The following is a 15,211-nucleotide window of genomic DNA, read 5'->3' on the forward strand; positions in this document are numbered from 1 at the left end:
CAAGGGGGAGCATGTCCGATGTCACAATTTTCAATCGAACCCAATAACATACCGACAACACGCAATACATTGGCGCAATTGCCTGTGGTGTCGGGCCCTTGGAGAGACGCGTGGAGAGCGTTCCGTCACAATAAAATGGCGTTCGTCGGTCTCAGCATTATTATCTTCTTTGTCATCATTGCTTTGATCGCGCCCTGGATTGCTCCTTTTGACTATAAAGAGCAAAATTTGGTGAGCCGCTTGCAGCCTCCTTCCGCAGAGCATTGGTTCGGTACCGATGATCTTGGCCGAGATTTGCTGACTCGTACGCTGTATGGCGCCAGAATCTCGTTATGGGTCGGTTTCTTGTCCGTTATTGGTTCCATGATTGTAGGAACTGCCTTAGGATTAATTGCTGGATTTTATGGAAAATGGGCTGATATGATCATCTCACGCCTATTCGACATTTTACTGGCATTTCCGGGGATTTTGCTGGCAATTGCTATTGTGGCCATTCTGGGGCCTTCGTTGGAAAATGCGTTATACGCCATTGCCATTGTCAATGTGCCAACGTATGGACGATTGGTTCGCTCCAAGGTGCTGAGTGTCAAAACGGAGGAGTATATTACGTCTGCCAGAGCGCTTGGAGCTAATAATCGGCGAATCATACTCCGTTATATTTTGCCTAATAGCCTGACGCCGATCATCGTACAAGGAACATTGGGGATCGGAACGGCCATTATTGAAGCAGCAGCGCTCGGATTTCTGGGCTTGGGTGCACAACCTCCTGAGCCCGAGTGGGGCAAAATGCTGTCCGATTCGCGGCAATATATCCAAAATGCGCCGTGGACAGTTATTTTTCCGGGGATATCTATCATGCTGACCGTATTGGGCTTTAATCTGATGGGTGATGGCCTGCGGGATGTTTTGGACCCAAGAGCGAAGCGTTAGAACTTCGTTTCGTGTTTCTAATATGTTTTTACAAGTTTAGATAATATACTTCTATTTTAATAGAAGAAAAAAGAGGTGTTCCCTGGCCTGAATATATGGCTGGAGGACATCTTTTTATTATGATATTTCTCGCTGTTTCGGAAACACCATCCGACTGAGCAATGGTGCCAAAAGTAGTTTTTACTTGCTGAAAGTCATGTAAACTTTCCTGAGGCGTGAAAAAAATGTATAATCACTCCAATTGAGTACGTAGGGAGTGGGCTTTATGACATGGCAAAATAAAAGAGAGCATCGACAATTTGCGGAGCAGACACGAAGCGACGCTTCACGGGCAGCATATGAACGGGATTATTCCCGATTGATCCATTCACCGACTTTCCGTCGGTTGCAGGGTAAATCACAAGTATTTGGCGCAGGCACAGGCGACTATTATCGCACACGGCTAACGCATTCTTTGGAGGTAGCACAAATTGCGCGTGAGGCAGCACGAAGCTTGCTGCGCCGTCATCCAGAGGTAGAGTTGGAACAGGCGGCTAACGCAGGACTGATCATTGACCCTGAGGTGGTGGAGTGTGCGTCGATCGCACATGACTTTGGGCATCCACCGTTCGGACACAAGGGAGAAGAGGTGCTGGACGGGATTTTGGATCAACTGATTGAGACGAAGGTAGAAAAGATATCCGCTGCTGGTGGCTTTACGCCAGAGTCCAAGCGTGGGCTTGAGGCCTATGCACGCGAGCGACAAATTTATGAGCATTTTGAAGGGAATGCGCACAATTTTCGGCTGATTATGTTTTTGGAGAAGCGTGAGAATGTGGATGGTTTGAATTTGTCGGACGCTGTATTGCTCGGAATCAACAAATACCCGTATCCAGGGATTCTGAACAAAAAAGGGTTGTACCTGCATGAGTGGGAATATATACGTTCGATCCGCGAGGATTGGGGCATCCCTGACGGTAAAAAAACGCTGGAGGCCCAGCTCATGGATCTGTGCGACGATATTGCTTATTCCGCGCATGATTTGGAGGATGGGATTAAGGCAGGGAAAATTGAGGTGCACGAGCATTTCTTATATGACCCATATTTAATTCGTCTGATCACGGAAAAAATCACTACGTTGGAGGATAGCTTCTGGCAAGGCTGGCAACTGGCTGAGATTGAGCAGAAGGTCGCAGCGGTACTAAGCGAATTTTTGAAGGTGTGGAATGGGAAGATGCCGATATGTGAACACGATTATTCTCGCACCCGCCGGGAGGTCAAAGCATACTGGGTCAGCCTGTTTGTCAGCAGCTTAGGTGTAATTGATGATGGAAACTGGAAAAAGGTAACCTTCGTACGGGATGGAAGCGAGGATTTGGATATGCTGCGCACGGTGAGTGTATTAAAAAGCTTTGCTTGGGTCACCATGATCCGCGATCTGCGCGTACAGCGTCTGCAAAAACGCAGTGAATGGATGCTTAGACGGTTATGGTTGGCTTTTCTGGACCCTGAAACATCCAAGTCCATTATTCCGACCGATTGGCTCCAGCGCTACGAGCGGGACCAGGCCAAGGCCAAACCAATCTGGACATGGGAGCATATGGTCATTGACTATATTGCAGGCATGACTGATGCTTTTGCTGAAAAAATTTATAATGAGTTATATGGCCTGAAGGTAGGTTCCATTTATGACCTGGACTAACGTTTTTATTTAACCCTATATAGTAGAAGAAACTTGTTTAGAACGGATAGAAGGGAGAGGAGAAGGCGTATATGCAACCTCAGTCTTTAGCTACTAACTCGTTGAATCTCGGTGTGCTTGATATGGTACCGCTGCTGCCCGGCAATCGTCCGGAGCAAGCAGTTCAATGGGCGGCAAAGCTGGCGAAACAGGCGGAAGCATGGGGATATACACGCTACTGGACCTCCGAACATCACGATATGGAGGGGCTGGCTTCCTCCAGTCCGGAAGTGCTGTTGTCTCATATCGGGGCGGTGACGACGACCATCCAACTGGGGGCGGGGGCTATATTGCTCCCGCATTATAGTCCAGTCAAGGTCGCCGAATGGTTTCATCTGCTGGCTGCTCTATATCCAGGCAGAGTCGAATTGGGTCTGGGGAGGGCCCCTGGCGGGGGGCCTCATGCTTCGATGGCACTAAGCGGCAATTTTCTTCAACATGTGACTGAGCTGCCACAGAAGATGGAAGCTCTATTGGCTTTGTTGGAAGGCACATATGAATATGAACAAACCCCCGTGTGTGCCCGTCCAATGCCAGAACAGCCGCCAGTGCTGTGGATGCTGGGTACCAACCGAAAAAGTGCCGAATATGCTGCGCAGTATTCAACGGGCTATGTATTCGGCCAATTTATGAGTGAACAGCAAACGGAAGAAATGCTAAGCATTTACCGCTCTAGCTTTCAACCGTCCACACGGATGGACAAGCCCCGTACTATGGTTGCTGTAGGAGCAGTATGTGCGTCGACAGATGAGTTGGCGCAGCAATGGGCTGCTCAGATTTCATTAGGCGGTCCAGCGATCCGAGCCAGTTGGCTGGTGGGAACACCATCGGTTATTGCCGAACGGTTGCGTAGCTTGCAGATCAAATATAATAATGATGAGTTTCTGTTGGTCACGCCCATTCCCGATTATGAGCAGCGGCTTCATTCCTACCGACTAATAGCGGAGGCTGTGAATGGTAGTCTTGATTCCAAATGAAAAGATGAAAAGAGAACTGACATGAATAAATATAAAATCGATACAGATAAAATGAAGCCTCGCTACATATATACCTATGCGTGTCATGAGACCGAGCGTGAATTGTGTCTTTTGGAACTAAAGTGCTTGTTCGGTCAACAGCCTGTGCATAGTTCCATGCTGTCGTCCCATCTTCGGCTGGAGCCGGGGATCAGCCCGTTTATCCATCTTCGTCTGGATATCATCATCGAGGCGGACACGCTGGAGGAGCTATGCGAGGCAGCTTCCATGTTACAGCTTGAGGAAGGAAAGACCTTTAAGGTGCTGTACCTTAAAGAAGGGGACAATGAGGCTGATTATGACGAGCGGCGCGAGATAGAACGCCGGATTGGCGCACGTATTCAGGGGCAGGCGCAAATGAAGACACCGGATGTAATCCTAGGAGTCATACGATTAGGAGAACGATGGCTAATGGGCATATGCGAGTATAGCGACAGATCGTGGCAGGAACGTCGTCAGAAGCCGCAAAACTATTCTACTGGACTACCCGTTCTGGTAGCCAGAGCACTTGTGAATTTGGCAGCAACGGATCTAACTGCATCTAAGGGAAAGTCAGACTCCTTGAAACTGCTGGACCCGTGTTGTGGGATGGGCAATGTAATGATTGAGGCATTGAGTATGGGCAAGGATATTCGCGGCTGTGATATCAACCCGTTGGCGGTGCGTGGGGCACGAGTGAATTTACGCCATTTTGGATATGAAGAGGATCTGGTGAAACTGGGGGATATGAACATGCTCACAGGTAATTATGATGCAGCTATATTGGATATGCCTTATAACCTGTGCTCCGTGCTCCCTGCTGACGAACAAAAAAAGATGCTGCGCAGTCTGAGACGCCTGGCCGCGCGGACAGTGATTGTGAGCACGGAGCCGATGGCAACATTGCTATCCGAGTCAGGCTGGACCGTTATGGAGCAATGCCGTATCTATAAGACAGGTATGAGTCGGGAAATCTGGATCTGTAAGTAGCTTGTTAATACTGAGTTTTGTAGTTAACCAAATTCAGCGGTAGCTTCTGACCAGTAGCATAGGCTTTCAAATTAGTGAGAAAAATATCTACCGCTCGTTCAGCATATCGGTCTGTATCCCCTGCAATATGCGGCGTAATCAGGACATGCTCTAGGCCCCATAGTGGATGTGACGCAGGTAGCGGTTCTTCCTCGAATACATCCAGTCCGGCAAAGGCAATATGTTTTTGTTCCAGCGAGCGTACCAGCGCATCTGTATGAACAGTCTTGCCGCGACCGACATTAATGAAGAAGGCGCCTTTACGCATCGCTGCAAATGCTTTTTCGTCAAAGAAGTGATGGGTCTCTTCAGTGAATGGCAAAATATTAACCACAATATCCGCAACGCCCAATGCTTCATGTAGTTGTTCGTTTGTGTACATGTGTTCTACATGGGGAGCTTCCTTGCCGGAACGGCGAACCCCGATCACTCGCATGCCAAAGGCTTCTGCAATCCGAGCTGTTTCACGGCCAATTTCGCCAACGCCTGTAATCAACAGCGTTTTGCCACGTAATTCCGTCAGTTGACCTTCCGGTGGCTGCCATGTTTTCTGACGCTGCAAGAGAGCCGCTTGCTGTAAATAACGGGTATGTGATAGCAGCATTCCAAAGATCTGCTCTGTAATTGGAATCGCATGTACACCACTCGTATTCGTGAGTGCAATGTTGCGCTTTTCCAGTTCGGTAAGCGGGAGCTTATCAATCCCAGCCGACCAGGTTTGTATCCACTTTAGCTTGCTGTCTGGATGTAATGCTTCCTCGGCAATATGCTTGGACCAGCCTAGAATAACCTCGGCCTCACGGATCTGTTCAGTCTCCAATTCCTGGGCTTTGCCAATAAGCAACTCGTAGCCTGGAGCCGCTGCACGAACCTGTTTTTTTTGATCATCCGTCAATTGATGTAAACTTAAAATGCTTCCCATGATTCATAGCCTCCTCGATGTTTGATTCCTTGGAGTTTCCAATATATTCTGGCGAACCATCCCTTCAAGGATAACAGATTGTCGGAAAATTTGCATAAGAAGGGTAGAAACAAGCCCGCGGTGTCATCATATATAACAACAAGTGGCTTTACCCTGATTGGGGACCAACCAAACAGCTACTTTTTGGGATATGTAAGGGATATTTATAAGAAAGGAGAAGAGATTGATGAAAGGTGAATCGCAAAGACTCTTTACAGCGATAGCTCTCCCGGACCAGCACAAGAAGAAGTTACGTCATTGGGTAGAGCAGGATTTGAGTAATTTGTCTTTCCGCAAATGGAGTGACTTCAGAGATTACCACGTGACACTTCAGTTTCTGGGTGATGTGGCGAATTCGGTTATTCCAAAACTTGAGCAGGCTCTAGTTCATGCTGCAGCTGAGCATCGCCCGTTCACGCTTGGCATGGGTCAAGCAGGCTTTTTTGGACGCGAAGATTTTCCGCGTGTACTATGGAGGGGAGTGACCGGGCAGCGAGAGTCACTGGATCAGCTGTACCAGTCCATACTTCGAGCTACCGAACCGCTGGGTTTTAAACCCGAGGAACGACCTTATCGACCTCATATCACTGTAGCACGTTCATATACAGGAGGGGAGCCTGTTTCAGCGTCTGTGTGGCAGTCAGATGACCGAAGCGGCGAGCCTTGGGAAGTGGGGGAATTTGTATTATATGCAACCCGAATGGGACAAAAACCAATGTACCAAATAATTCAAACATTCCCATTAATGAGGTGAAACCCTTGATCTATCAGCGAATTTAGTGATATAGTGTTTCAGCGTTATTCAAAAAGCGCATTTTGGGTTACATATCTGAGGAATGTGCTTAAAGTTAACGGGAGGAACATTATGGAAATCGTTAAAGAACATCGTTGGTTTGCACCTCTTTTGAGTGTGCTGCTTGTTTGTATATTGGGGATAGGCCTCTACGCTGAGGTTCAGCAAACACAGAATAATCATAAAAATGCACCTATGCAATCTCTGAGCTGGTCAGGGAACACTTCGGTTCCTACATATGGCGACAGGATGGGGACCCATAACGGGTCAAACAGGACAAGCCCCATCTTTGTCGCTGCTCATGGGCAGCCAAGCTGGAAAGAAATCATGCCGACTCCGTTACCCGCTTCCCAGATGAAGCAGGTGGAACAAGCTCGGAATAACGCTGTTACAGGCAAGAAAAAGCCTGAGGTCCAGCATAGCAAGTCCGCAATCCTAACCCCTCCTACAACCATCTACTTTACGAAGACAAAAATGCTCACTCAGGATGACAAGGCGTTGTCTACCTGGAGCTATCCTGTCTCCGCTAAAGAACTGCTCCTGCTGCAAAAAATAGTGATGGCAGAAGCAGAAGGCGAACCGTACGAAGGCAAAGTGGCAGTTGCCAACGTTGTCTTAAACCGGCTGCGGTCAGCCTCATTTCCCGATACGATTCAGGCAGTGATTTATCAAAAAGCGCAATTTAGTCCGGTTGCGAACGGGCGTCTTCGTCGTGTTCAGCCTAACCAGGACTGCATACGTGCAGTTACGGCCGCTTTGAATGGCCATAAAGCCGTGCCTGATAATACCTGTTTTTTCCTTTCGCTTACGTTGGCCCAGGACCTTACGGTTCATCATTCGCGTACCAAGGTTAAAACAATCGGTCATCATACCTTTTATAAATGAGCATTTGGTATAAATCCCATGAGCGACAAATAACAGCCCTTTCTAAACAACAGGGTTCAGCTTTGTGAGCGTATTTTGTGTGCGCAGGTGAAGCCGGTATGCAAAAGAGGTATAATAGGTAAAGGAAAGTAACCTAAATAATGAAAGTGACAAAGGAGGCGTAAATGTTATGAAAATCACATATTATGGACATTCAGTTGTGTTGGTGGAGGCAGAGGGGAAACGGATTATTGTCGATCCTTTTTTGACGGGGAATCCTAAAGCAACCGTACAGGCCGAAGATATTCAGGTGGATGCAGTGCTGTTGACACACGGTCACGCCGATCATTTTGGTGATGCAGTTGAAATTGCCAAGCGCAATGATTGCCCTGTAATTGCGGTGGCGGAACTGGCTGAATATTGTGCATCCTTGGGAACGAAAGCTCACGGTATGAATCTGGGTGGTGGTCACCAATTTGACGGTTTTCATGTGAAATTTACGCTGGCGTTCCACAGCTCCTCTTTGACAGTGAACGGACAAACCATCTACATGGGAGAGCCTGCGGGGATTTTATTGACTATGGGAGGCAAAACATTTTTCCATGCAGGGGATACCGGCTTGTTTGGCGATATGCGTCTCATTGGAGAAACCAACTCCATTGATGCCGCAGTATTGCCGATCGGAGATGGTTATACAATGGGACCGGAGGATGCTTTGCTGGCAGCGAAATGGCTACGGGCAAGCCGCGTGATACCGGTGCATTACAATACTTTTCCCGGCATAGAGCAGGACGGAGACGGCTTCTGTGACCGTCTTCATAAAGAAGGTATTGAAGGGAAAGCATTGAAGCCAGGCGAAAGTCTCGAATTTTAATACGGTTTGTCGATTTGCGGGAATGTACATGATGGTCCGTATGTATATTAAACTCCTTTGTCAGCCTTTTCTGTTCCTTAGGAATAGAAAAGGCTGATTTTTTTAATGAATATTTATACATAAAAATGATATATTTTTGCATTGGTACGTTGAAGCTGTAATGTAAAAGATTTATTATCACAACCATAAAAACTTTGAATTGCTAACACAATAGGTCAATGATAAAATGATAGAACTAATTAGATTCATCAGTGGAATCGACGTGTTTTTCAAGTCAAGCCATTGCATAATTATTGAAAAACATGCGCATTCGGCGGACCGTACCGCCTTGAATACGTCTTATGTTTTTTGTCCCCCATTCCTCGTAGTTGTTCTTTGATTTACCTCTTGTTGCCACTGTCTTCTATTCGGCCGCCTGTATTTCAGGCCAGCATGACTTTATAACAGAAAGGTTGCGTTCCATGAGACAGACAGGTTTACCACCCAAACAGGGACTATATGATCCCCAATTCGAAAAAGACGCCTGCGGCATGGGCTTTGTTGCCCACATCAAGGGAAAACCATCGCACGATATTGTAAGTCAGGCTTTGACCATGCTCGTAAACATGGAGCATCGGGGCGGTCAGGGAAGTGAACCAAACTCCGGTGACGGAGCAGGGATCATGATTCAGGTTCCGCATCTGTTTTTTCAAGAGGAAGCGGAGCGATTGGGCTTCAAATTGCCAAAGGCCGGACAATATGGCGTGGGTATGCTTTTTGTATCCAATGATCCAAAAGTTCGTGAGCTGCATGAGCAGAAGCTTAGAGAAATCATTGTGGACGAGGGCCAGAACTGTCTGGGCTTTCGCGATGTTCCAACGTATGACGAAATGCTGGGTAAATCGGCAAAAGCAGCTAAACCTGGCGTACGTCAGGTGTTCATCGGCCGCAGTAGCGATTTGAAGGAAGAACTGGATTTTGAACGGAAACTGTATGTCATTCGTAAACGTGCAGAGCTTGCTATTCGCTATAACCAAGAGGATATGAATGGTGAGTCGTTCTATATTCCAAGTTTGTCATGTCGCAAGGTTGTATACAAAGGAATGCTGACAACCGAGCAGGTAGGTAAATTTTATCTGGATTTGCAGGATGAGCGGGTGACATCGGCGATCGCGCTGGTCCATTCTCGTTTTAGTACGAATACGTTCCCGAGCTGGGACCGTGCGCATCCTTATCGTTTTATGATTCACAACGGTGAAATTAATACCATGCGCGGCAACGTAAACTGGATGCATGCGCGTCAGGCACAGTTTGAAAGCGAAGCGTTTGGCAACGATATCAAGAAGGTTAAACCTGTCATCAACCCAGATGGCTCGGATACAGCTATGTTTGATAATACGCTGGAGTTTCTGTATCTGAGTGGACGTTCGCTTCCTCATGTAGCCATGATGATGGTACCTGAGCCTTGGAACAAGCATGAGACCATGGACCCGAAGAAACGGGCATTTTATGAATATCATAGCACCATGATGGAGCCGTGGGACGGACCTGCTGCGATGGCGTTTACAGACGGTATCCAAATCGGGGCGATTCTTGACCGCAACGGCCTGCGTCCTGCACGTTACTATGTGACCAAGGACGATCTGATTGCACTGTCATCTGAGGCGGGCGTATTGGATATTGCTCCCGAAAATGTGCTTTATAAGGATCGTCTCCGTCCAGGGCGTATGCTCCTGGTGGATACCCAAGAAGGTCGCATCGTTTCTGATGAAGAGTTAAAGGAGCGCATTGCATCCGAAGAACCTTATCAGCAGTGGCTGGATGAGCATTTGATTGATCTGGATGATCTGCCTGAAGCACTGGAGCAGCCAGAGCCGAAACATGAAAATGTAAATCAGTTGCAACTCGCTTTTGGATATACGTTTGAAGAACTACGCAAACTTCTGGAGCCGATGGCACTTACAGGTGCGGAACCGATTGGCTCAATGGGGTATGATGCTCCATTGGCGGTATTGTCTGACCGTCCGCAACGTTTGTACAATTACTTTAAACAAATGTTTGCTCAGGTTACCAACCCGCCGATTGACGCCATTCGTGAAGAAATAGTGACGTCAACTGCAACGACGATTGGACCAGAGCGCAATTTACTGCACCCAGAACCGGAAAGCTGTCGCCAGATTCGGTTGGATTCGCCGGTGCTGTCGAATGAAGAGTTTGCTAAAATTCGTCACGTACACCGTCCAGGCTTCAAATCCATGACCATTCCGATCTTCTTTGAAGCAAAAGAAGGTGCTGAGGGCTTATACAAGGCGCTGGAAGGACTGTTTGAGGCGGCTGACCGTGTCATTGACAAAGGTCATAACATTCTGATTCTGTCTGACCGTGGAGTGGACGCAGAAAATGCAGCCATTCCAGCGTTGCTAGCTGTTTCCAGCCTGCATCACCATCTGATTAAGCAGGGTACACGCACACGTGTGAGCATTTTGCTGGAATCCGGGGAGCCAAGAGATATTCACCATTATGCGGTGCTTTTGGGCTACGGTGTGAGCGCGGTTAATCCGTATCTGGCGTTTGAAACGCTGGATGTCATGATTCAACAGGGCTTGCTGCGCGGCATCTCGCACGAAAAAGCAGTTAAAAATTATATTAAAGCGGCAACCAAGGGCGTTGTTAAAATATTGTCCAAAATGGGTATTTCCACGATTCAGTCGTACCGTGGAGCGCAAATTTTCGAGGCCGTAGGCCTGAAGCAGGATTTCGTTGACCGTTATTTCACATGGACACCTTCCCGCATTGGCGGTATTGGTCTGGAGGAAGTGACGATGGAAGCGCTGGCCCACCATAACCGTGCTTTCACTGATAAGGACGGCAATGACAAGGTGCTCGATTCGGGCGGCGAATACCAATGGCGCAACGATGGAGAAGAGCATTTGTTTAACCCGCAAACAGTGCATTTGCTCCAGCAGTCCGTTCGCTCGGGAGACTACGAGCTTTACAAGAAGTATACCAAGCTGGTACAGGGTGAATCTGAACAACATTTGACGATTCGCTCCATGCTTCAATTGAAGCCTGCTGGTGAGCCTGTGCCGCTGGATGAAGTGGAATCTGCTGCATCGATTATGCGCCGCTTTAAAACAGGGGCTATGTCTTTTGGCTCCATTAGCCAGGAAGCGCATGAAGATTTGGCGATTGCGATGAATCGGATCGGTGGCAAGAGCAACACGGGTGAGGGCGGGGAAAACCCTGCGCGTTTCATCCCGGATGCTAATGGTGATTCACGTCGCAGTTCGATCAAGCAGGTGGCATCTGGCCGATTTGGTGTCACGTCTAACTACTTGGTGAATGCCGACGAAATTCAGATTAAAATGGCGCAAGGCGCGAAGCCGGGCGAAGGTGGGCAACTACCAGGACGCAAGGTGTATCCTTGGGTCGCCGAGGTACGCGGTTCAACGCCAGGAGTAGGCCTGATTTCGCCACCACCGCATCACGATATTTATTCTATCGAGGATTTGGCAGAGCTCATCTATGATCTCAAAAACGCCAATCCACGTGCTGATATTAACGTAAAGCTGGTATCAGAGGTAGGTGTAGGCACGATTGCTACAGGGGTAGCCAAAGGCCGTGCTGACATTATTCTGGTCAGCGGTTATGACGGTGGTACAGGCGCTTCCCCGCAAGGCTCCATCCGCCATGCGGGTATGCCGTGGGAGCTGGGGCTGGCTGAGACGCATCAGACGCTCATGCTGAACAACCTGCGCGACCGCGTGGTACTGGAGACAGACGGTAAGATGCTGTCTGGACGTGATTTGGTCGTAGCTGCCCTGTTGGGTGCGGAAGAATACGGCTTCTCCACAGCGCCGCTTGTGGCGTTGGGCTGTATTATGATGCGGGTATGCCAAATGGATACCTGTCCGGTTGGTGTGGCTACGCAGAATCCAGAGTTGCGCAAAAATTATATGGGTGATCCAGCCCATGTGGTGAATTTTATGCGTTTCATCGCAGAAGATGTCCGTGAAATTATGGCGGAGCTGGGATTCCGCACGATTCAGGAAATGATTGGCCGTACGGATTGTCTGGATACCGTGAACGCCGATTCGCACTGGAAGAAGAAGGGCGTAGATCTGAGCTTGCTACTGCATGTTCCTGAGTTGGAAGATGGAAGTGTACGTTACCGTGTACAGCGCCAAAACCACGGTCTGGAAGAAACACTTGATATGCAGAAGCTCGTACCGATGGCTGCGGAAGCACTGGAGAGCGGAACGCCTGTGGAGGGTACCTTGCCTATTACTAACGTGAATCGGGCGGTAGGTACGATTCTGGGCAGCGAGGTTACACGTAAGTATGGAGCGGCAGGTCTGCCTGAGGATACGATTCGCTTTAACTTCATTGGATCGGCAGGTCAGAGCTTCGGAGCCTTTATTCCGAAAGGTATCACGTTGAGCGTCGAAGGCGATAGCAATGACTATGTCGGTAAAGGGCTATCTGGCGGTAAAGTTATTGTAAAGAAATCTCACAAAGCGACCTTTAAGGCTGAAGAGAACATTATTATCGGAAATACAGCCTTGTATGGAGCGACCAGTGGTGAAGCTTATATTAACGGAATCGCAGGCGAGCGCTTTGCCGTTCGGAATTCCGGCGCACGTATTGTTGTTGAGGGCGTTGGTGATCATGGCTGCGAATACATGACGGGCGGACGTGTAGCTGTATTGGGTGGAACCGGACGGAACTTTGGAGCCGGGATGTCCGGAGGTATTGCATACGTCTATGATCCTGAAGGAACGTTCCTGAGCCGTTGTAATCTGGAGATGGTGTTGCTGGAAGATGTGGAGGACCCTGCAGAAGCAGCGGATTTGCGCGGCTTGATTCAGCGCCATGTCACTTACACGGGTAGTGAAGCAGGACAACGTATTTTGGATGAATGGCAGACTGCGATTCAGCAATTTGTACGGGTGATTCCAAAGGATTACAAGCGTATGGTTGAACAGATCCAAAAAGAAGAGGCGACCGGTTTGAGCGGGGATGAAGCTCTACTGGCAGCATTTGAAGCCAATATGCGTGAGTTGGCGCGTACCGGGGGCTAAAAAGCAGACCGCCAAATTCACTAAAAAGGACTTGCTGAATACCGCTGTTATAGTCACGGCGGTGCCAGCAAGTCCTTTTTTTAGGCTGATAAAAATGTGATTTATTACCTTGACAAACGTCATAAATTCTGACATTACCCCCAAAATGTTTTCCTGAAACGGTAAATATGTTATAAAAAGTACCAAATTTTTTGGAATGTAACCGTTTACGTAAGAGTTTATGTCTTGTTATTTATTTTTGGATTGGTTATGATTTTTTTAGAGTACGCAAACAAACCTAATATGCCCATCGTCCCTTCAAAACACAGAATAGGGTGACAGGATGAAGTTGAAGAAGTCAGCAGAAGACAAAATGATTTTTTTATACCGTTATGTATCATTATCTTTAACATCACTTGTTTTTCTGTTCGAAACATCTAGATTAATGGTATGGCAAAAGCTATTACTGATTGTTTTTCTATTTTTATCCGTTACAGCATTTACTTGGATTTACCGTAAATACAGACTTCATGATATGGTATTGAAATGCAGTATTGCACTAGAAACCGCAGGGATCATTTTGCTGTTATTCCCGACCGGAGGGATCAATAGCCCGTTCAAATGGTATGTGATTACTCCCATGCTGGTAGCTTGTGCTCATCTATCTATGAGGTACAGCTGGACGCTCCTACTTTTTTATATCGGTTTGGTGCTCACATTTTGTTATATCTTTTTTACACCAGGTCAATATTTTTTGTGGGATCTTATATTGCAGAACATTAATCTGTTTCTGGTATTGATCGTAACCACTATGGCAATGCAGGTTATTCGCGTCATGAAGGACGAACTGAAGGTGGCTAAAGAACAAGCCAATGAGACGATGGATCATATCAAGTCGATTTACCACATCATGGAGACGACCAGCCATAATGAGGCATTAAATCTAGGTCAGGTCATCTCGGATTACACTGTCAAGTTAACCAAGCAGAGCCGTGCATTTTTCTGGCTGGATAGTCAGGAGGAAGATGCGCCGGCAAGCAGCCAGACAGGCTGGACGGTAGAGGAAGAGGAACAGCTATTCGAGGAACTGGAGAATTACCGGGAGGAGTTCAGGGAAGAGCGCGAACCATTTTTCAGACATCTGCCGGAATGGGGCGACTTTCTCATGATCACCGTACCGATGACGACCCGCTTTGTAGCGACGATTGGCCTCAAGCTGGGACCGGATCAAAGTTTGACAGGAAGACGCTGGCTTGTGCAACAACTGATATTCTTAGCTGAGCTGAGTGCTGTGTTTTTGGAACGCTATGAGCTGGAGCGTATTGAGAATCAGTTGATTGTGACGAATGAGCAGAACCGGATTGCAAATGAAATGCATGACAATGTTTCACAAAGTCTTTTTGGTATTGTGTATGCAACGCATTCTCTCCGGCAGACTTGGTGCCATCAGCCTAAGGAGCAGGTGGAGGAACAAATTGATCTAATTCAGCAATCGGCCAATCAAGCGGTTAGAGAGCTGAAGGGGGCAATTCATAGTCTAAGCTCGAAAAAAAGCGGAGGATCAACTTGGTTGGGGACGGTGAAAAGTCATCTGCATACACTCTCCAAGCTGAACCATGTACAAATTGATTTTGACATCCATGGTGATCATTATTCACTTCCGTATTTGTACCAAAAGGCTTTGTTCCGCATCATTTCCGAAGCGGCGGGGAACGCAATCCGTCATGGATTGGCCAAGCGAATTGATGTGAAGTTAAAATTGACGCCCCAAGTGATTAGACTGTCTATTCATGACGACGGAGTAGGGTTTGAGACGGCGAGAATGGTAGCAGGAGGTGAGGCGGTCAGTGCAGGCGGGGGCCTGGGCATGATGAATATGGAATATTTAGCTCAATCGATGGGAGGCGAATTTGATATTTCAAGTCGAATCGGAGAGGGAACACAGATCCGATTGTCCATTCCGGTAAATGCTTATGAATGAGGATTTTACAAAATCCTTAAATAAA

General features: G+C 47.7%; 10 protein-coding genes. 9 read left to right on the forward strand and 1 reads right to left on the reverse strand.

The window, feature by feature from the left end; all coding sequences use genetic code 11:
- Nucleotides 1-18 precede the first annotated feature (18 nt).
- The 4 genes from nikC (at nt 19) to HFE01_RS00970 (ending at nt 4,635) form a co-directional block, all read left to right on the forward strand.
- The gene (gene nikC / locus HFE01_RS00955) at nt 19-930 is read left to right on the forward strand and encodes a nickel transporter permease (protein ID WP_017426445.1); all 912 of its coding nucleotides are present in this window, start codon (nt 19-21) and stop codon (nt 928-930) included.
- Nucleotides 931-1,195: 265 nt separating this feature from the next.
- The gene (locus HFE01_RS00960) at nt 1,196-2,611 is read left to right on the forward strand and encodes a deoxyguanosinetriphosphate triphosphohydrolase family protein (RefSeq protein WP_107734042.1); all 1,416 of its coding nucleotides are present in this window, start codon (nt 1,196-1,198) and stop codon (nt 2,609-2,611) included.
- A gap of 71 nt (nt 2,612-2,682) precedes the next feature.
- Nucleotides 2,683-3,627 carry an MsnO8 family LLM class oxidoreductase gene (locus HFE01_RS00965; protein ID WP_107734041.1) on the forward strand — a complete coding sequence of 315 codons (945 nt, stop codon included), beginning with the start codon at nt 2,683-2,685 and terminating at the stop codon, nt 3,625-3,627.
- Nucleotides 3,628-3,648: 21 nt separating this feature from the next.
- On the forward strand, nt 3,649-4,635 hold the full coding sequence (locus tag HFE01_RS00970) for a TRM11 family SAM-dependent methyltransferase (RefSeq protein ID WP_107734040.1): 987 nt from the start codon (nt 3,649-3,651) through the stop codon (nt 4,633-4,635).
- A gap of 4 nt (nt 4,636-4,639) precedes the next feature.
- Here the strand turns inward: HFE01_RS00970 and HFE01_RS00975 are convergent, their stop codons facing one another.
- A complete protein-coding gene (locus HFE01_RS00975; protein WP_107734039.1) occupies nt 4,640-5,596 on the reverse strand; it encodes a D-2-hydroxyacid dehydrogenase in 957 nt (318 codons plus the stop codon).
- 226 nt (nt 5,597-5,822) lie between these two features.
- On the opposite strand from HFE01_RS00975, the gene thpR reads away from it, so the two are divergent.
- From thpR to HFE01_RS01000, 5 genes are all read left to right on the forward strand, one after another.
- Nucleotides 5,823-6,389 (forward strand): RNA 2',3'-cyclic phosphodiesterase, encoded by a 567-nt coding sequence (gene thpR / locus HFE01_RS00980; RefSeq protein WP_107734038.1) that lies wholly within the window; start codon nt 5,823-5,825, stop codon nt 6,387-6,389.
- A 111-nt stretch (nt 6,390-6,500) separates the two neighbouring features.
- Nucleotides 6,501-7,313 carry a cell wall hydrolase gene (locus HFE01_RS00985; RefSeq protein WP_016821264.1) on the forward strand — a complete coding sequence of 271 codons (813 nt, stop codon included), beginning with the start codon at nt 6,501-6,503 and terminating at the stop codon, nt 7,311-7,313.
- 169 nt (nt 7,314-7,482) lie between these two features.
- The gene (locus HFE01_RS00990; protein ID WP_025364253.1) at nt 7,483-8,166 is read left to right on the forward strand and encodes a metal-dependent hydrolase; all 684 of its coding nucleotides are present in this window, start codon (nt 7,483-7,485) and stop codon (nt 8,164-8,166) included.
- Nucleotides 8,167-8,627: 461 nt separating this feature from the next.
- Nucleotides 8,628-13,226, forward strand: coding sequence for a glutamate synthase large subunit (gene gltB / locus HFE01_RS00995; protein ID WP_044785745.1), 4,599 nt, complete (start codon nt 8,628-8,630; stop codon nt 13,224-13,226).
- A gap of 322 nt (nt 13,227-13,548) precedes the next feature.
- Nucleotides 13,549-15,186, forward strand: coding sequence for a sensor histidine kinase (locus HFE01_RS01000; protein WP_167438291.1), 1,638 nt, complete (start codon nt 13,549-13,551; stop codon nt 15,184-15,186).
- The last annotated feature ends 25 nt before the right edge of the window (nt 15,187-15,211 follow it).

This window comes from Paenibacillus sp. EKM10P, from assembly GCF_011800655.1.
Classification (GTDB): Bacteria; Bacillota; Bacilli; order Paenibacillales; family Paenibacillaceae; genus Paenibacillus; species Paenibacillus polymyxa.

Coding starts and splice junctions, on each gene's coding strand:
- HFE01_RS00985 (WP_016821264.1), top strand. CDS start 6,501: ATGGAAATCGTTAAAGAACATCGTTGGTTTGCACCTCTTTTGAGTGTG.
- HFE01_RS00990 (WP_025364253.1), top strand. CDS start 7,483: ATGAAAATCACATATTATGGACATTCAGTTGTGTTGGTGGAGGCAGAG.
- HFE01_RS00965 (WP_107734041.1), top strand. CDS start 2,683: ATGCAACCTCAGTCTTTAGCTACTAACTCGTTGAATCTCGGTGTGCTT.
- thpR (WP_107734038.1), top strand. CDS start 5,823: ATGAAAGGTGAATCGCAAAGACTCTTTACAGCGATAGCTCTCCCGGAC.
- HFE01_RS00975 (WP_107734039.1), bottom strand. CDS start 5,596: ATGGGAAGCATTTTAAGTTTACATCAATTGACGGATGATCAAAAAAAA.
- HFE01_RS00960 (WP_107734042.1), top strand. CDS start 1,196: ATGACATGGCAAAATAAAAGAGAGCATCGACAATTTGCGGAGCAGACA.
- HFE01_RS00970 (WP_107734040.1), top strand. CDS start 3,649: ATGAATAAATATAAAATCGATACAGATAAAATGAAGCCTCGCTACATA.
- gltB (WP_044785745.1), top strand. CDS start 8,628: ATGAGACAGACAGGTTTACCACCCAAACAGGGACTATATGATCCCCAA.
- nikC (WP_017426445.1), top strand. CDS start 19: ATGTCACAATTTTCAATCGAACCCAATAACATACCGACAACACGCAAT.
- HFE01_RS01000 (WP_167438291.1), top strand. CDS start 13,549: ATGAAGTTGAAGAAGTCAGCAGAAGACAAAATGATTTTTTTATACCGT.